General features: G+C 50.7%; 15 protein-coding genes. 13 read left to right on the forward strand and 2 right to left on the reverse strand.

Going from position 1 to position 18,334, the window contains the following annotated elements; all coding sequences use genetic code 11:
* Nucleotides 1-122: 122 nt before the first annotated feature.
* Nucleotides 123-1,718, forward strand: a complete 1,596-nt coding sequence (locus ACI32D_RS01620; RefSeq protein WP_439774918.1) for an NERD domain-containing protein — start codon at nt 123-125, stop codon at nt 1,716-1,718.
* 296 nt (nt 1,719-2,014) lie between these two features.
* Here the strand turns inward: ACI32D_RS01620 and ACI32D_RS01625 are convergent, their stop codons facing one another.
* A complete protein-coding gene (locus ACI32D_RS01625) occupies nt 2,015-2,389 on the reverse strand; it encodes a hypothetical protein (RefSeq protein ID WP_439774919.1) in 375 nt (124 codons plus the stop codon).
* A 159-nt stretch (nt 2,390-2,548) separates the two neighbouring features.
* Between ACI32D_RS01625 and ACI32D_RS01630 the strand changes: the two genes are divergently transcribed.
* From ACI32D_RS01630 to ACI32D_RS01655, 6 genes are all read left to right on the forward strand, one after another.
* Complete coding sequence (locus tag ACI32D_RS01630; protein WP_439774920.1) at nt 2,549-3,349, forward strand: HAD family hydrolase; 801 nt, start codon at nt 2,549-2,551, stop codon at nt 3,347-3,349.
* A 19-nt stretch (nt 3,350-3,368) separates the two neighbouring features.
* On the forward strand, nt 3,369-4,022 hold the full coding sequence (locus ACI32D_RS01635; protein WP_439774921.1) for a metal ABC transporter ATP-binding protein: 654 nt from the start codon (nt 3,369-3,371) through the stop codon (nt 4,020-4,022).
* Nucleotides 4,022-4,819 carry a metal ABC transporter permease gene (locus ACI32D_RS01640; RefSeq protein WP_439774922.1) on the forward strand — a complete coding sequence of 266 codons (798 nt, stop codon included), beginning with the start codon at nt 4,022-4,024 and terminating at the stop codon, nt 4,817-4,819. Before ACI32D_RS01635 ends, ACI32D_RS01640 begins: the two co-directional genes overlap by 1 nt.
* A 137-nt stretch (nt 4,820-4,956) precedes the next feature.
* Nucleotides 4,957-6,408, forward strand: a complete 1,452-nt coding sequence (locus ACI32D_RS01645; RefSeq protein ID WP_439774923.1) for a zinc-ribbon domain-containing protein — start codon at nt 4,957-4,959, stop codon at nt 6,406-6,408.
* Nucleotides 6,409-6,660: 252 nt separating this feature from the next.
* Nucleotides 6,661-8,199, forward strand: a complete 1,539-nt coding sequence (locus ACI32D_RS01650) for an L-lactate permease (protein WP_439774924.1) — start codon at nt 6,661-6,663, stop codon at nt 8,197-8,199.
* A gap of 119 nt (nt 8,200-8,318) precedes the next feature.
* Nucleotides 8,319-9,545: a lactate oxidase gene (locus tag ACI32D_RS01655; protein WP_439774925.1), complete on the forward strand. Its 1,227-nt coding sequence runs from the start codon at nt 8,319-8,321 to the stop codon at nt 9,543-9,545.
* A 69-nt stretch (nt 9,546-9,614) separates the two neighbouring features.
* On the opposite strand, the gene pepF is transcribed toward ACI32D_RS01655, so the two are convergent.
* Nucleotides 9,615-11,417 carry an oligoendopeptidase F gene (gene pepF / locus ACI32D_RS01660; protein WP_439774926.1) on the reverse strand — a complete coding sequence of 601 codons (1,803 nt, stop codon included), beginning with the start codon at nt 11,415-11,417 and terminating at the stop codon, nt 9,615-9,617.
* A gap of 178 nt (nt 11,418-11,595) precedes the next feature.
* On the opposite strand from pepF, the gene ACI32D_RS01665 reads away from it, so the two are divergent.
* The 6 genes from ACI32D_RS01665 to ACI32D_RS01690 all read left to right on the forward strand — a co-directional run bounded on the left by ACI32D_RS01665 (nt 11,596) and on the right by ACI32D_RS01690 (nt 18,265).
* Nucleotides 11,596-12,735 (forward strand): LCP family glycopolymer transferase, encoded by a 1,140-nt coding sequence (locus tag ACI32D_RS01665; protein WP_439774927.1) that lies wholly within the window; start codon nt 11,596-11,598, stop codon nt 12,733-12,735.
* Between the two features lie 146 nt (nt 12,736-12,881).
* Nucleotides 12,882-13,025 (forward strand): hypothetical protein, encoded by a 144-nt coding sequence (locus ACI32D_RS01670; RefSeq protein WP_201330044.1) that lies wholly within the window; start codon nt 12,882-12,884, stop codon nt 13,023-13,025.
* Between the two features lie 2 nt (nt 13,026-13,027).
* On the forward strand, nt 13,028-15,517 hold the full coding sequence (lanKC, locus tag ACI32D_RS01675) for a class III lanthionine synthetase LanKC (RefSeq protein WP_439774928.1): 2,490 nt from the start codon (nt 13,028-13,030) through the stop codon (nt 15,515-15,517).
* A 248-nt stretch (nt 15,518-15,765) separates the two neighbouring features.
* A complete protein-coding gene (locus tag ACI32D_RS01680) occupies nt 15,766-17,109 on the forward strand; it encodes a sensor histidine kinase (RefSeq protein ID WP_439774929.1) in 1,344 nt (447 codons plus the stop codon).
* Nucleotides 17,110-17,123: 14 nt separating this feature from the next.
* Nucleotides 17,124-17,873: a LytR/AlgR family response regulator transcription factor gene (locus ACI32D_RS01685; protein ID WP_439774964.1), complete on the forward strand. Its 750-nt coding sequence runs from the start codon at nt 17,124-17,126 to the stop codon at nt 17,871-17,873.
* A gap of 20 nt (nt 17,874-17,893) precedes the next feature.
* The gene (locus ACI32D_RS01690; RefSeq protein WP_439774930.1) at nt 17,894-18,265 is read left to right on the forward strand and encodes a hypothetical protein; all 372 of its coding nucleotides are present in this window, start codon (nt 17,894-17,896) and stop codon (nt 18,263-18,265) included.
* The last annotated feature ends 69 nt before the right edge of the window (nt 18,266-18,334 follow it).

The following is an 18,334-nucleotide window of genomic DNA, read 5'->3' on the forward strand; positions in this document are numbered from 1 at the left end:
TCGATGCGATAGCGGCCTTCTTGTGACTTGCAGTCTCAGAAGACCGTTTTCGTTTTATTTTAGGTAAAAATCGCTTCTTTCGTGTAATAGTCAGTAGAGAGACTAAGCAAAGGAGCGATCTTATGGAACGAATGTGGACAAATTGGTACCTGGCCAGTGAAGAAGTTGAAAATGACGCCGTCGTGCAATCGGCCCAGGCAGCTGAGCAGCTGATCAATCCGGACTATGACCACACCCGGCAGCTGTCTGATCAGAATTTGGCTGGGGTGCGCGAGCTGAACGGCTTGCTGGTCAGCTATAACCAGCTGGGGGCGGACCAGGCAGCGACTTTGACGCAAGAGCAGTTGGTGAATGCGGAAAATCTATTAGCGGGCGCGGCGGGTGAGTGGCTAGTCGATCAGGCGGTCAAGTCCGTCGCGGCGGCAGTTTTTCATAATGTGATTCTGCCCTGCAAATATGATAGAAATCGGCCAGTTGGCGATAACCAAATTGATAATTTGGTGATTACCAGTACCGGCATTTATTGTATTGAAGTCAAGGTGCGCAAAATTGTGGGGAAGCTTTTCGACTTTAACCGGCTGGGCCGGGGCATTTATGATCAGATTAGCTACCACAAGGAGGCGCTGGCGCAAGTCCTGCAGCCAATGGGGATCAGTCCCAATTTTATTAAGACGATTGTGGTGGTGATCAACCGGCTGGGGAATGATGACTTCAAGCTGAAGAACCAGGAGGATCTGCAGCGGGCTGGTTCGCAGGTGGTCAAGCTGTCGGTCTTGAATCTGTTTTTGAGCAATGACGGGTTCGCCTCGCTGAATCAGCAGCAGATCCAGGCAATTGAGCAGGCGATTCAAAGCCAGCGCCTGCCTGATCGGCGGACCTATCCAGCCAATGTCCGTTTTAAGTTGACGCAGGCGCATCTGGATAAAGCCAGACAGATCAGCCAGGCTGTCAGGCTTGGAATTCCGCTTGCGCAGAACGTGACGTATCATGGGCGGTTAAATGATTATCCGCTCACAGGCTTGACCGGAAAGCAGCAGAATATGTTGTGGCTGATCGTGGGCCGGCTTTATGGTTTCGGGTGCGGCACGCTCCAGTTGACCCGAAGTGAGTTGCGGACTGGGGCTGGCTATGGTGGGCGTGATTTTTTGCGGCTTGATCAGCAGTTAAGCGAATTGGCTGAGTTCATGCAACAGAGCAAGCTTTTTCAAAAGGCTAAGTATGAAGACAAGAAATTGACGGTCAGCGTTAGCAAGAAGTACTCGTTCCTGTTTAACGGCTGCACGAAGGACTTCACCTGCTGGAATTATCAATTGCTGCGCCGAATCAGCCTGAACAACGCCAAGACTTTGTTCCGCAAGCTGCTGCAAGCTTCAGCAGCCGGCTGCTACCAGGTGTCCTTTGAGCAGCTGCGGGAAATTCTGGCAGTGCCGGATAGCTATTCGAATTATGAGGTAATGAGGAATAAGATTAAGCCCGCTGTACTTCAACTGGTGCCATTTTTTGGCAATTTGAGCTACGAAGTGGTCAAGAGCGGCAAAGCGAATAAAATTGTTGGGATAACTTTCACTTTTGATAAGTTTTCGCCGGAGGAACTGTTGACCTTAAGAGAATGGCACAAATATTCAACCAATATTTCTGCTAATTCGCATTTATCTCTAACCGAGCAAGTGAAAGCTGAGGAAATTTTAGAAAAGAATTTCGGAGATTGTTTGAAGTAGGTGTTCTATTTTTTTAGGTTCATGTGGCTCAGTAAAAACTGGGGTTAAAATTATTGAAAAAGGTCGTGGCTCAGTAAAAAGCGGGGCTAAAATTATTGAAAAAGGTCGTGGTTCAGTAAAAAGCGGGGCTCAAATTATTGAAAAAGGTCGTGGCTCAGTAAAAAGCGGGGCTCAAATTATTGAAAAAGGCCGTGGTACAGTAAAAAGCGGGGCTAAAATTATTGGAAAAGGTCGTGGCCCAGTAAAAAGCGGGGCTAAAATTATTGGAAAAGGTCGTGGCCCAGTAAAAAGCGGGGCTAAAATTTTTGAAAAAGGCTGTGGCTCAGTAAAAAGCGGGGCTCGAAGCGATGAACTATCCCCGTTTTTACCGCAGCCACGTCCAAATTACACAAAACTATCCCCGTTTTTACCGCAGCCACGTCCAAATCCCGCAAAACTATCCCCATTTTTACCGTAGCCAGGGCCAAATTTCGCAAAACTATCCCCGTTTTTACCGTAGCCACATCCAAATTACACAAAACTATCCCCATTTTTACCGCAGCCACGTCCAAATCCCGCAAAACTATCCCCGTTTTTACCGTAGCCACGTCCAAATCCCGCAAAACTATCCCCGTTTTTACCGTAGCCACGTCCAAATCCCGCAAAACTGTCCCCGCTTTTACCGTAGCCACGTCCAAATCTCGCAAAACTCATCCCCGTTTTTACCGTAGCCACAGCCAAACTCCCGCACCGCCCCCCGTGAGCCCGCAATTTTGCAAGGAGGACGAAATTTTGGTATTCTATAACGTTAAAGATCTGTTAGCGAAAAAGCAGTTAGGAAGGAAGAAAAAATGATTAAATTGTTTGCAACTGACATGGACGGAACTTGGCTGACTTCCAAGAAAACCTACGACCTGGACAAGTTCGCGCAAATCATGGACCTGGCCAGGGAAAAGGGGGTCAAGTTCGTCATCGCCAGCGGCAACCAGTATGAAAACCTGGTGACCCGTTTTCCGAAAGAATACCTCAGCCAGCTCTACTTCGTGGCTGAAAACGGGGCTTATGTCCTCAAAGGCCGGGAAATCCTCAACATCGTGGACTTAAACAGCGATGAACTGGCCACGATCCACCAGATCAAGGAAAAGTACGGCCAGGACCACCCGACTGTCTTGGCCGGGGTGAATAGCGCCTACACCTTGAAGAGCTACGGGGAAGAATTTTGCAACTACCTCCACCTTTTTTACCAGGAACTGAAAGTGGTGGATGACTACGAAAGCGTCAAGGACCGGATCTTCAAGTTCACCGTGGCGACCAAGGAAGGGGAGTCATCAGCCTTTGCCCAGCAACTCAAGCGGGAATTCCCGAACCTGGACATGGTGGCCGGCAGCGACTCAGCCGTTGACATCAGCAAGCTGGGCATGAACAAGGCGGTTGGGCTCAAGCTTTTGGGCAAGCGCTACAATATCCCGGCTGACGAAATGGTCGCTTTCGGCGACGGGGGCAACGACGTGGCCATGCTGCAATATGTAGGCCAGAGCTACGCGACAGCTACTGCTTTGCCGGAAGCCAAGCGGGCGGCTAACGGGATCATCGGCTCAAGCGATGAAAGTGCCGTCCAGGACAAGATGCTGGACTTGCTGAAGAAGCAATAGAGAAACTAGAGGTAAGTAAATGAGTAAAGCTTTGCGGGTCGTGGACTTGAGCATGAAGTTCGACGACCAGGAGATTTTTAAAAAGCTTAATTTCAGCCTGGAGACCGGGTCCATGACGGCTCTGTTAGGCCCTAACGGGGCCGGGAAGACCACCCTGGTCAGGATACTGATGGGGATGCTGAGCCCGACCCATGGCTATTTTGAGCTGGCTGACGACGTGAAGGTGGGCTATGTGCCCCAGTTCCGCAATATCGACCCGGACTATCCCTTGTCGATCAAGTCTTTTATCGAGCTGAACACGCCTTTTTGGAAGAGCCAGAAGGTTAAGGACCAGGTCAACCATATTTTGCAGGAGACCCACTTAAAGGGCCTGGCGAATACCAGAATGGGGGAGGCTTCCGGCGGGCAGAAGCAGCGGGCCTATCTGGCCCAGGCTCTCTTGGACCAGCCAAACTTCATTATTTTGGATGAAGCCACGGCTAGCCTGGACCCCAAGGCCAAGGAAGAGTTGATGAACTTGATCGCCCACCTTAACCATGAGCACAAGATGACGGTCCTGTTCGTCACCCACGATATTCCTTTGGCCAAGCGCTATATGAAGGACTATCTTTACTTAAGCGACGGGACAGTCCGCCAAGGTAAGATGGAAGATTTTAAGGAGAGTTTCAACTGATGTTTGCCTACGAATTCATGCGCAATGCCTTTTGGGCGGCCACCTTCATCGCGATTACCTGCGGGGTGGTGGGCGTCTATGTCGTGGCCCGCAATTTCAGTTTCCTGGCCCACACCCTGTCGGAAATCGGCTTTGCCGGGGCGGCTTTTGCCGTTTTGATGGGGCTGAAGCCTTTGACGGGGATGCTGATTTTTGCCCTCCTGGGCTCGATCGGGGTCGGGGAGTTGTCCATGCGGACTGAGCAGAAGGAGTCGTCGATTTCCGCGATTTCAGCCTTCTTTATCGGCCTGGGGATCCTCTTTTTGTCCCTGTCCAGCTCGGCCAGCAGCTATGCGACCAACATTTTGTTTGGGTCAATTATCGGGGTGTCCAGATCCAGCGTCTACCAGCTGGTTGGCCTGTCAGTGGTTGTCTTGCTGATCATTTTTGTCATCCAGAAGCCCCTAAACTATGACTCCTTTGACCATATCGGGGCAGCGGCCCACCACATCAACACCGGCTTTGTCGGGGTGGTCTTCCTGGTAGCCTTGGCCATGGCGGTTTCAATCGGATCCCAGGTGGTCGGGTCCATGCTGGTCTTTGTTCTTTTGACCATGCCATCCTCAACGGCCCGCTATTTGGGTAAGTCGATTCCCAGCATGCTGGCCTGGTCGGTCGGCCTGGCCCTTTTGGGGGTCTGGACCGGACTGTGCTTGGGCTACGTCACCAACTGGCCAGTGACCTTTTTCATTTCATTAATTGAGGTAACGGCTTATCTGCTGGTTTACTTCACCCACGCCAGAAAGAAGCGGGCATAAGCAAATATAGAATTTAAGGAGCTTTTTGGCTCCTTTTTCTTTTGGCTAAAATTGTTTTTTTATATGCTATACTTGCCTTGAGAGTATTTTTTGCCAGTTAAGCATACAGGCTTTTTATCAAAGAGGAGGATGTAAAAATGATCTACTGCGCTAAATGCGGCGCCAAAAACCAGGCCGATGCCACTTTCTGCGCCAAATGCGGGGCTAAATTAATTAAGCCAACTCAGCAAGTCCAGCAGGTTCAACCAGTTCAACAGGTTCAGCAAGTCCAACCTGATCAGCCAGCTAAAACAGTCAAAAGACGGGCTGACCTCAAAAAGGCCAAGAAGTGGAAGAAGCCAATCTTGATCACCGCGGCTGTTTTGTTGGTCCTCTTGGCCGGCTACGGCTTTGGCAAGGCCCACTACGCCAAGGACAAGCAAATCGACGAAATCGTGACCCGGATGAAGGACCCAAAGAAAGACCTATCCCCTTACGTTAAGACCGATGACAGCAGCTTCCAGCTGACCAAGGAGAGCGTGCAGCCCCTGCAGGAATACTACAAGGCCAACCAGACCAAGGCCAACAACCTGGGCAGCGAGTGGAAGAGGGAAGACGACTTTGACGATATCTTCAAGGACACCGTTTCTTTAGGCGAAGACGGCCACTACTTCTTCTTTTTCCCGAAATACAAGCTTATGGTCAAAACCTACTCGCCAACTGTTGTGACCAACCACGAGAATTCCGTGATCAAGATGAACGGGAAAAACGTGGGCAAGCTGTCTGCGTCTGGTGACTACTACCAAAAGAAGCTGGACCCGGTAATCGCCGGCCGCTACACCTTCTCAGTTTCAGCCAACTTGAGTGGGAAGACCATTTCACCTAGCCCGGTTAAGCTGGACCTCTTTAGCAATCACCAAGTCAGCTTGAACATCTTGACTGGTAGCTTCACGGTCAGCAGCGTGCCTAATGGGGAAGTCTACATCAATGACAAGAAGGTAGCCGACCTGGACGACAAGGGCCAGGCCAGCTTCAAGGACTATGAGATTACGTCAGGGATGAGCCTCTACGTGAAAAAGTCCGGCATCGGCCAGTCAGACACGATCCACGACTTTGACCAGTACGTGACTACCCCAGCTGACCAGGAAAATGCCAACGACGATGACGACTATGACTTTAGCGATGACGACAGTCAAAGCAGCGACCAAATCAAGGCCGTCAACGGCAGCTGGGTCCTGACTCCATCCTGGCCAGGCCTGGCAAGCACCGAAGACGCTGAAGACCTCCTTCAGAAGATCTGGGACGACAATGACAGCGAAGATTGGGTCAACGGCAGCAGCAATACTGGCTACCTCAGCATCAAGAAACTGCACGACAACTGGGATGACTCTGACTCAGTCTCTGAGTACAACGAAGTCGTCAGTGTCCTGTCCACCAGCCCGGCCAGCAGCGGCAAGACTTATGTCAACTACACGGTAACCCACAACCTTTCTTACACCGGCGACAGGGATGACACCAGCGTGACCGATACTTACCAAAACGGGATTATCAGCCAGGACAGCAACGGCGACTACGTTTTGGAAAAATTAGGCACTCCCAACGCTAAATAGCAATTTTTTTAAATCTTTTTTCGCGATCAATCGAGAGAACTTTGTTAACAAACAAGTTTGTGAAAAAATATATAGAGCCCCGCAATAACGGGGCTTTTTTGGATCCTTCTTTTAGCAAGCAAAAACATTGTGAAATAAATTCAAGCACGGACGTTGATATATCAAGGCTTTAAATCAATATTCACATGAATTTTTAAGCGCTTTCATGTACAATAATCTTTGTGAAAAATACTTATAGAAGGAGCTACATGAATGTGGGTTAAATTCATTTTTGCCTTGATCCCGATCGTCTGGCTGATCGTCTCTCTGACAGCCTTGAAGATGCCTGCGGCCAAGGCAGCCGTTATTTCTCTTATCCTGGCAATCATTCTGGCCATTACGGCCTTCCAGCTGCCAGTCGTTGATACTTTGACCGGGACTTTGGAAGGGATCCTGGGCGGCCTGTTCCCGATTGTCTACATCATCGTGGCCGCCATGTTCACCTCCAAGGTAACTTTTAAATCCGGCGCCATGCAAAAAATCCAGGACATGCTCTGTGGTCTGACGACCGACAAGCGGGTCCTGGTCCTCTTGATCGCCTGGGGCTTCGGGGGCTTCCTGGAAGCCATCGCCGGCTTCGGGACTGCCGTTGCCATCCCGGCCAGCATCTTGATGACCTTCGGGATCGACCCGATTGAAGCTTCCGTTATCTGCCTGGTGGCTAACACCACGCCAACTGCCTTCGGGGCGGTCGGCCTGCCAGTCATTACCTTGGCCCAGACTGCCGGCCTGGACGTGATGAACACGGCCTTCGTGGTTTCTCTGCAGCTGAGCGTCTTGATCCTGGTCATCCCTTACATCCTGGTTGGCCTGGTCGGCGGGGGCGCCAAGGCCATCAAGGGGGTAGGCTTCATTACCTTCATGTCCGGTCTGGCTTTTGCCCTGCCGCAGATCCTGGTTGCCAAGTACGTTGGGGCAGAATTGCCAGCCATCGCCGGCTCCATCATCTGCATCCTGGTCACTGCCTTTTTAGCAAAAAAGCACAAGGATGCTCCGGAATACGCGGCTTCAACTGAAAAAATCGCCAAGCACTCAGCTGGCGAACTGCTCCAGGCCTGCGCGCCATTCATTTTGGTTTTCGTCTTCGTTTTGGCCGCTTCCTCCCTGTTCCCAGCCGTTAACAGCCTGCTCAACTCCGCGACTGTCAAATTCCAGGTTTACACTGGCAAAAATGCTGGTCAGTTCAGCCTCAACTGGCTGTCTTCACCAGGGACTTTGATCTTGGTTGCCACCTTTATCGGGGCCTTGATCCAGGGCTTGAGCGTTAAGGAAACTTTTGGCATCCTCTGGGACCTGATTAAAGGAATCGGCAAGACGGCGGTAACTATTTCCGCTATCGTGGCCCTGGCTAAGGTCATGGGCTACGCCGGCATGACTAGCGCCATCGCGGTCGTTCTGGTCAAGATCATGGGTCCGGTTTACCCATTGATCGCGCCAATCATTGGTGCTTTAGGTACTTTCGTGACCGGGTCAGACACCAGTTCAAACATCCTTTTCGCCAAATTGCAAGCCTCAGCAGCCCAAAGCCTGGGCGTGAACCAGACTTGGGTCGTGGCCAACAACATGGTCGGGGCCACTGCCGGGAAGATGATTTCCCCGCAGTCCATCACGGTTGCGTCTACGGCTATCGGCCAGGAAGGCAGTGAAGGCACGATTTTGAAGCAGGCCTTCAAGTGGTGCGGGATCTACACCGCCATCATCTGCGTCTTCCTGTACGTGGTCGGCTTGGCCACGGGGCAATTGCACTTTTAATTTTTTAAGCTGATCCTAAAAAGTAAAAGATTGGCCCAAAAGTAAGCGATTAATGCTATGATAAATCTTGTAAGTAAACAGTAATTGATAGTAATTTTTAAATGATTGAGGAGATTTCCATGACACATTACATCAAGGGCTTCCCGCAAAGCGAAGCAGATGAAGACTTAAAATTCGTTAACGTCGATGAGCTTGAAGAAAGAGCCAAGGAAGTAATGCCGGAAGGGGCTTACTACTACGTGGCTTCAGGTTCAGAATACGAATGGACTTGGAGAAACAACACTACTGCCTTCAACCACTACCAAATCGTTCCCCGGGCCTTGACTGGGATGGACAACCCGTCAACTGAAACTGAATTTTTGGGCATGAAGCTGAAGACGCCGATCATGATCTCACCAATTGCTTGTCATGGGATCTCCCACGCTGATGCTGAAGTAGCGACCCAAAAGGGTGCTGCTTTGGCCGGGGCCATGTTCACTTCCAGCACTTACGGCAACAAGCCGGTTGAAGAAATCGCCGCTGCCGCGCCAGATGCTCCGCGGATGTTCCAGCTTTACCTGTCAAAGAACTGGGACTTCAACAAGATGGTCTTTGACGCCATCAACGCGGCCGGCTACAAGGCCATCCTTTTGACGGTTGACGCTTTGGTATCAGGCTACCGGGAAGCCAACCTGCGGACCAACTTTGCCTTCCCGGTACCGCTTGACTTCTTCACCCGTTTCCAAGGTGCCAAGGGTGAAGGGCAAACCGTTGCGCAAATGTACGCTTCCAGCGCCCAGAACATCGGCCCGGACGACATCAAGCGGATTAAGGAAATGTCCGGCTTGCCAGTTATCGTCAAGGGGGTCAACTGTGCTGAAGACGTTGAAGTTGCTTTGACTGCCGGCGCGGACGGCGTTTACGTGACTAACCACGGTGGCCGGGAAATCGATGGTGCTCCGGCAACTATCGACGTATTGCCAGAAGTCGTTGAAGCAGTCAACGGCCGCTGCCCGGTTATCTTCGACGGTGGCGTTCGCCGGGGTTCCCATGTCTTCAAGGCTTTGGCTTTGGGTGCTGACCTGGTCGGCATTGGCCGTCCTTACCTTTACGGCCTGGCTTTGGGTGGCCCGCACGGGGTTGCTTCAGTCATCAACGAATTGAACGATGAATTGAAGATCGACATGCAACTGACTGGCTGCAAGACGATTGAAGACGTTAAGCACGCCCGCTTGACTGACTTCCAGTACGCTGGCGACACCAAGCCATCCAGCACTGACCCGCGGGTGCGCAAGCCATACCCAGTTACCGCGGCTAACCAAATCAAGGCTGAACCAGACGCGGCTACTGGTGCTTCACACCACTAAGATTGAACATGTATCAAATTTAACAGCAAAAAACGAAGTTGCTCTCTTTGAGCAGCTTCGTTTTGCTTTCTATAATTTTTTGATCAAGTCAGTAAATTCGTCCAGTCTTTCTTCGAAGACCTTGAAGGCATCTTCCAGGTAGTCGGACTTGGTCATGTCGACGCCGGCCTTTTGCATGATGTTGATCGGGTAGTCGCTGGAGCCGGACTTGAGGAAGTCCAGGTACTTCTCCTTGTCTTCCTGGCTGCCGTAAGTAATCTTGTTAGCCAGGGCAGTCGCCGCGGCAAAGCCGGTCGCGTACTGGTAGACGTAGAAGTTGTAATAGAAGTGGGGGATCCGGGCCCATTCCAGGTCGATGTCGCTGCCCAGGCTGATCGCCGGGCCGTAGTACTGCTGGTTGAGCCGGTCGTAGAAGCCGCACAGGTAGTCAGCCGTCAAGGCTTCACCCGCCTGGTCGCTTTCGTGGATGAACTTCTCGAATTCCGCGAACTGGGTCTGCCGGTAGATCGTTCCCTTAAAGGAGCTCAAGTAGTAGTTGAGCAGGAAAGCCCGGGTCTTTGGATCCGTCACCCGGTCCAGGAAGTAGTTGGTCAGCAGGTTTTCATTGGTCGTTGAGGCGATTTCCGCGACAAAAATCGGATAGTCCCCGTACACGTATGGCTGGTTTTCCCGGGTGTACATGCTGTGGACGGAGTGGCCGGTTTCATGGACCAGGGTGTAGAGGGAATCCAGGTCTCCCTGCCAGTTCAAGAGCTCATAGGCGTCGGTGTCATAAGCCCCGCCGGAGTAGGCTCCGCTTTGCTTGTGCATGTTGGCTACGTAGTCGATGCAGCGGTTGTTGAAGAGGTAGTCGACGTGCTTGACATAGTCCTCACCCAGAACCTGCAGGGCCTCTCTTGCCTGGGCCTTGGCTTCATCGAAAGTATAGCTGAGGCTTGGCTTGCCCGTGATTGGCACGTACATGTCCCACATTTGCAGGTCGCCCTTCAGGTCCAGGATCTCTTCTCTTAAGTTGACATAGCGGTGCAGAAGGTCCAGGTGCTTGTGGACGCTGGTCAAAAGCTGGTTGTAGACTTCGACAGGGATGTTGTTTTCAGACAGAGCCGCGGCCAAGGCATCCTGGTAGTGGTGGGTCTGGGCGTCAAAGTTGTGGGCCTTGACATTGCCGGCCAGAGTTGAGGCAAAAGTTGACGCGAACTGACCATAGCCAGCGTAAAGGGCGTCAAAGGCATCCTCTCTGACTTCCCGGTTTTGGGACTGGATCAAGATGTCGTAGTTGGCTTCCGTCAGTTCCACTGTTTCCCCGTCTTCATCTTCAATGTAAGGGAATTGCAGGTCAGAGTTGGTCAAGACGTTGAAGGTGTTGGCTGAAGCTGACAGGGCATCCCCGGCCGCCGATACCAGCTTCTCCTCTTCAGCTGGCAAAACGTGCTCTTCCTGCTTGACGATCTGTTCCAAGTAGTGCCGGTAGTTTTCCAGCCTTGGCTCTTCCTTGAAAAAGGCGTCCAGGGCCTCTTTCCCCAAGGCTAAAACAGCCGGCTGGATGAAGGCAACAGCGGCCTGGTATTCAGCAGCCAGGCTCTGGCCGCGGGAATTGAGGGCCAAGTTCTTTTGGTTGCTGGTGTCGACGTCGCTAGCCATGCTGGCATAGACGTAGATCTTGGACAAGCGGCGGTCAACGGCGAAAATCTGGGTCAAGCGGTCATAGAGGACAGACGCGCTTTCCGTGAAGCCGTCTTCCAGGTCCGGCAGGGCCTTGACTTCCTGCTTGACTGCCTTAAAGGCGGACTCCCAGTCCGCCTCAGTCTTGAAGACCCGGGTCAAGTCCCAGGTCTGCTCTTTGGGAACCTCGCTGCGATAAGGGATTTCCATACAAGTACCTCTTCTTTTTCACATTACTTTACGTTCTATTTTACGATACTTGATATTCTACTCTCAAAGCGGCTTTTTGCCAAAAAAATAAGATAGTCTAAATATTCCCCCGTCTGGTTTATTAAACGGCTTTTTAATGAGAAAATAAATAATAGCAAATTACTAAAGGGGTCAATCCATGGAAGAGCAACACAGTAGAAGACAACAGAAAATATTTCGCAATGTGACGCTCGTCCAGGCCGGCCTTTTGAAAAAATCCCGCCGCCCCGTGCCAACGATTATCGGTCTCTTAGTGACCTTTGTCGTTATGATCGCGGCGACCTGGGGGGCGCATGCCTACTTCTCCCTGCATTCAGCCCTGGTGAGCATGAACGGCAATAACGGCAATACCGCGACTAGTGCCCGGATCGCGGCCAAGAAGCCGATCTCGATTCTGGTTTTAGGGGTCGACCAGGGGCTGGAAGGGCGGCATGATCAAGGGAATTCAGACACCATCATCCTGGTGACCGTCAACCCGACGACCAAGAAGGCGACCATGACCTCGATTCCTCGGGACACCTTGACGGAGATTCTGGGTGAAACGAGCAGCCAGAGCTATTACATGTTCAAGGTCAATTCTGCCTACCAGTTTGGTGGCAGCAGCGGGTCAGTCAAGACGGTTTCGGCCATGCTCAACGTGCCGATCAACTATTATGTGGAAGTTAACATGAAGGCTTTGAAGAGCCTGGTCAACGCTTTAGGCGGGGTTGACGTCAACGTGCCTTTCAGCTTCAGCTATGACTGGTGTGACTTCCATAAGGGCAAGCAGCACCTGGACGGCCGCCACGCCATCGCTTATGCTCGGATGCGCTATGACGACCCCCGGGGGGACTACGGCCGGCAAATGCGCCAGCGGCAGATCATCCAGGCCGTGGTCAAGAAGGGCATGTCCGTCAACGGTTTAGCCAACTACCAGAAGCTGCTCAAGGTTTTTGCCAAGTATGTCAAGACCAATTTGACTTTTGGCGACATGACCAGCCTGGCCATCAACTACAGAAGCGCGGCAAGCAACATCTCCAGCGGCTACATCCAGGGCCACGACGCGACGATTTCCGGGACCAGCTTCCAGATCGCGTCAACTGAAGAACTGCAGAAGTGGTCCAACAAGCTGAGAAAGAGCCTGGGGCTGCCGACGCAGACCTTGACCAACCAGGAAACCCGGCAGAACAGTCTGAACGAGACTTACAACGGGGTCGACTTCTCCAGCAATGAGACCATCACCAACTACACGATTTATGAAGCCAACTCAATTACGCCAAGAAGCAGTGATTCTTGGTAGGAAGTGGAAAAAAGACAGCAAATCATGCCTCTAGCTCAGCTAGGGGTATTTTTTTGCGCTTATGAGCCTTTTTTGCCCGATAATGACTTCTTGAAAAAAATAAGAGGGAAGGCACTAAACTAATAGGCAAAAGGAGGCAGGGAAAAATGGAAAACCTGATTGAAGAAGTTTTGAATTTGCAGCTGAAGAAGGCAAAGAAGGATAAAAATGGTGACGTCCGCCGCAGCTTGATTTGCTTTCACACCATTTATGGCAGCTTCTACGGCTTTTTTGACAACTTGTTCAAGTAAAAATGAAGTACGCGATCGAGGACTATGTGCCCTTTCTCTTGGCTGAAAAGAGCAGCTTTTTTGAAGACGCGGCGCCTAAAATGCAGCCTTGTCAAGTAACTAAGCCAGCAGCTTGGCAGACCTGGAGTGACCGCCACTGGACCTATATGTTGGCGCCTGGCGAGCTGCCGGCGCAGGGCTGGAAGATCCACTTGTCAGCCGGATACAAGGACGAAGGAGAGCTTTTAAGGGCAGCAGCTGACTATCTTTTTAAGCAAAAAATCAGCTTCAAGTTCACGGTCAGCCGGGGCGAATGGATCGTCAAAAACTCCAAAAACGCTGACCGGACTGAGTCGGGCAAGTTTATCACGGCTTATCCAAAGGATACGGAGCAGTTCAAGCAGGCCGCGGCTGACCTGGCGGCTTTAACGAGTGAGTATGATTTAGGGCCCTATATCCTGTCTGACAAGCGGTATAAAAGAAGCAACGTCTATTACCGCTATGGAGCCTTTAAGGAGCTCCGCGATGAGGCAGGCAACTATTGCATAAGGGACGAGCAAGGTCAGTTAGTGCCAGACCAGCGTCTGCCTTATTACCAGCAGCCAGATTTTGTGTCAGATCCTTTTCCAGCTGAAAAAAGGGCAGGCCGCGGCGATTTTTCCCGCTTGAGTCAGTACAATATTTCGTCAGCCTTGCTTTTTAGCAATGCCGGCGGGATTTACCTGGGGCAAAAATCCGGGCAGAAGTACTTGATCAAGGAAGGCCGGCAGGGAGCCGGGATCGACGCGAACCTGCGGGATGGCTTCAGCCGGATCAAGCATGAAGCAGAGCTCTTAAGGCAGCTGCAAGACTCCCCATATGTCATTAAGCTGCGGGATTCTTTCCAGGTTTGGATTCATTATTATCTGGTCGAGGACTATCTGCCAGCAGAAAACTTGGACCAGCTGATCAAGGAAAAGTATCCTTTCCAGCAAGATCATGGCCGCTATCTGAAAATGGTAAAAAAGCTGGCCAAGCAGCTGTTTGCGGCGGTAGAGGACATCCACCAGCGAGGGATAGCCATTGGTGACTTGCAGCCAGGCAATGTTCTTTTGGGCAAAAAGGGACCGGTATTGATTGATTTTGAACAGGCAGGGCCACTTGATCAGACTTATGAACCAGGCTTGTCCACGCCAGGTTTCAGCGACCTGCAGGCCAAAACCATGGGCCAGCAGGATTGGTTATCTTTATACAAAATGATTGAATACACCCTTTTGCCGGTCATCGACGTCAGTCATTTGGCCAAAAAGCCGGAAGTAAGCGAAGCAGTTAGGCTGGAAAATCTGGACCCGGCAGCGGGAGATTTTTTGCGGAAATTCAAAAGAGAGTGTTTTGAAAAAGCTGACCTAACTTTGCCAAAGTTGCCAGCGGTAGAGCAGAAGTCTCTGGACCAGTTGATTGCGGGCATCAAGAGAGGGATCGACGCGAATATCGATTGGACAAGTCAGCGTTTGATCAAGGGCGATATTGCCCAGTTTATTGAGCCGGCAGGGATGCTGAATATTGAAAATGGAGCGCTGGGCCTGGGCCTTGTCTTGTCCGCTTTGCCGGAAGACCGGGAGCCTTTTAAAAAGTGGTGCTTGAAAAATCAAAAGGCAATTTGCCAGGCAAGTGAAATGGATCATGGCCTCTTTACCGGCGCGGCCGGGATGGGGGCAGTCTTGTATTCAGAAGTTGACCAGGAATTAGGCAAAAAGCTGATCGATGGAATTGAAGTTGATCAGATGAAAGACTTGTCGCTAGAGAGCGGCCTGGCGGGGATAGGTCTGGCCAAATTGTCCCTGCAGCTGCTTGAACCAGATGAGGCTAGAAAGCAGGAGCTGGTAAAAATTGCCCAAGAGCTATTAGCTGGCTATGATGCTTGGGAGGAAGCTGGCTTGCTTACTGGAAAATTAGGGATGCTTCTTTATCTTGAAAAAGCTGGCAAGTACCTGGACCAGAATAACTTGCTAAAAGCTGCAGAAGAAAGGCTGAGTACTTTTTTAGAGCAGGAAGTCAGTCAAATAAAAGGCGGAACTTTTTTAAAAGGGGAAGTCAATGGCGAGGAAAGCTATCTGCCCTATCTTAATTCGGGTTCCTGTGGCTTGCTCCTGGTCCTGCTGGACTTCGCGAAAGACGGGGTCAAGGTTAAAGGCGACAGCAGGATGATCAAGGGCTTGATCGCGACTAACCGGGTCAAATTAGCCTACATGAATGGCCTCTTTGACGGCTTCGCGGGACTTATGCTGGGCGACATCGCGGCAGAAAGTCTGGGTTATGATGGCTTTTTGGAAGAAAAACTGCAGCACTTGGCCAACTACTTGGTCTTTGATGAAGACAGGATTCTGCTTCCTGGAGTCTATGGCTTGAAAAATTCCCTGGACCTGGCCACCGGTGCCGTTGGACTTTTGGCCATCTTGCTGGGCGCCAGGGACCACAATTGGGGCAAGTGGCTGCCAGTCATTGGGAATGAAAGGTTCTTGTTTGCGGATTAGAAAAGAGGTGAAAGAAGATGCAAAACAGTAATCAGGATATTTTAGGCTTACAAGGCTTAGATCCAACGGTTAGCTTTATTAAGAGAAAGAGTCATAAGCGAGGTAGTACTTACAAGATTTCACTCATTTGCTGGAACAGAATTAAGGCAATTTTTGGTTAATATTAAGGCATAAAGGCGCAACTCAGTTGCGCTTTTTGTTGTATCATGAGGACTGAAAAGGGAACGAAGCGAAAACAGGATGGATAGATGATTTTATTGTATCTGCTTGATGCCGGCACCATGATGCTGGCGCCTATGATTGATATTGCCTGCTTTTTGCGGCTGCTTGACCAGCGGCTAGTTAGCCGCCGAGCTTGGACCATGTTTTTTGGCATCTGGCTCATTGGTGTGATTGACGGGATCACAATTGAGTCGGTTCCGTCCTATTTCATTGACCTGCAATTAAAAATCTTTGAGCTGACCCTCTTGGTTTTAACCCAGATCAAAGGCAAAAAGGTCAAGCAGGCAGTAAGCGCGGCCTTAATTATTGGTATTATTGGTTTGCTAGAAGACATCATAGTAAATATCATCAGCTGGTCTTTTCCGGAAACTCTTGCGGCCAGCTTGTGGATTGATCTTGGTCTCCTGCTGGCTGGCTTTTTGCTCGCTTGGCCGCTTTTGCCAAAAATCCGCAAATATATCAGCGACGTCCGCTATCAGACGAACTGCTTGTTTCTGCTGTCCTACCTGTATGTCTCGACAATTTTTGCCTACGTCGTCGGGATGCAGGTGAAGAAGATGTCGGTTGGCCTGGTGATCCTCTTGGGCATCTTGGCCGTTCAAGGCATCTATGCCGTGCTCAGCTTTAGTCTCAGTATCAAAAATCAGACCGCCCTTTTAAACGAAGCAGAAGAGCGGCACCTGCAAGCGCAGAACCGCCAGCTCTATGAGTCCAACCAGCAGCTGAAGAGCTACGCGGCTTCTTTGGAGCAGGATGAGGACCGCCTCCGCCGCTTCAAGCACGACTACCGCAATATTCTGAGCAGCCTCAAGCTGGCAGCGGCCCAAAACGACTCCCAGCAGCTTTTGGAGAAGCTGAATGAGTACTCAAGGGAAAACTTTGATGAGCATGCCTTGGCCAAGTTTCAAGATGTCAACCATATCCATGACGATTTGCTTAAAAGCATCGTGATTACCAAATTGTCGAAAATCTACGATCAAGGGATTCCCTACCGCTTCAGCTGCCAGAAGGACATCGACCACCTGCCTTTGGTCTCTGAAATGGAAAAAATGGACCTGGTCCGGGTCATCGGGATTTCTTTTGACAATGCTATTGAGGCCAGCAACGGCCTAAAAGGCGGCCGGATTGAAGCTATGTTCTACCAAGAAAACGGCGATTTCGAATTTGTCATCAAAAACAAGACCGCCGATATCCCATCTCCGCGGATTTTTGAGCCAGGCTACACGAGTAAGGACCAGCATGCCGGCCTGGGCTTAAGCAACGCCTTGGAGATCGTGAACAAGTATGCCGGGCAAATGATCGTTGATATAGATACGACAGGCAACACTTTTACATTTAGTCTGATGGTTCTGAAGGAGGGAGAAAAATAAAGTATCCAGTTTTTATCTGCGACGATGAGCCAGACCAGATCGATTTGGTCAAGGACTGCATCAAGCGGGCGCAGATTATTTTAAGCGATGAAGAAGAGCTGGACTTTGCTGTCGTCAAGGCGGCAGGCAGCTACGATGAGGCCCTGGATTTTTTGACCAAAAAGCCGCTCGCGTCCGGCATATATTTTTTGGATATTGAAATCGGCAAGAAGCTGGACGAGCAAAACGGCCTGGACTTGGGCGAGATCATCAAGAAGCAGGACCCCAAGGCCCAGCTGATTTTTGTGACCAGTCACCAGGACATGGCTTTCCTGACCTTCCAAAGACGGCTGGGGGCCAGCAATTTTATCGTCAAAAACGGCAACGTGGACGATTTGCGCCGGGATGTCACTTATTCCCTGGAGCAGGCGGTGGACGCGATCGCCAAGTACCGCTATATCCAGAAAAACACCTTCAGCTACAGATTCGGCCATGACGTCAGAAACATGAGCATGGGAGATGTGGTTTACGTGGAGACGACGTCGGTTCCCCACAAGCTTCGCCTGGTCAAGACGACCGGCTGGGCGGAATTCATCGGCAAGCTGAAGGAACTGCCAGAGAAGTACCCGGCCCTGGTGCAGGTCAGCGAATCCTGCGTCATCAACCCCGCCAACGTTAAAGAAGTGGATTTGAAGGAGAAAAAGCTGACCTTCATCACTGGCGACGTCCAATATTTTTCGGTAAGAAACAGCCGGAAGGTCCGCCAGCTTTTTCAAGAGAAATAGTGATAAGGAGCTGCTCAAAAATGGACACTGGCCAGACCAAAGTTGATGAGACTTTTTATAATGGAGACTTACAAGATGAACCCGAAGTTGATTTTTCCTATGGCAGAACTAAACTGCGGGTTTGGGAGGGATTTGTGGAAGACCTTTTTGAATATCCTAAAATTCCTAAGTCAGAATGGGGAAAAATGAGCCGTGACTATTTCTTTGAGCAAGGCCCTTGGGCAGAAGAGCCTGACTGCTACGTGGACGCGGAAGAGTATTACAATGACTTGCTGAATTATCGCAAGAAGAAATTCCGCTTTGACCAGTCCCGGCAGCTTTGTGACCGGCTCATTGAAATGTTTGCCCAAGCTGCCCAAAAGCATGACAAGGTAAAGATTGTGGTTGAATAAGAGGGTCCAGGGATTCTGGATCCCTCTTATTTTTTCCTTTTCAGCAATAATTTTCCTACTAACCAGGGG

It is taken from the genome of Lactobacillus sp., assembly GCF_051873315.1.
Lineage (GTDB): Bacteria > Bacillota > Bacilli > Lactobacillales > Lactobacillaceae > Lactobacillus.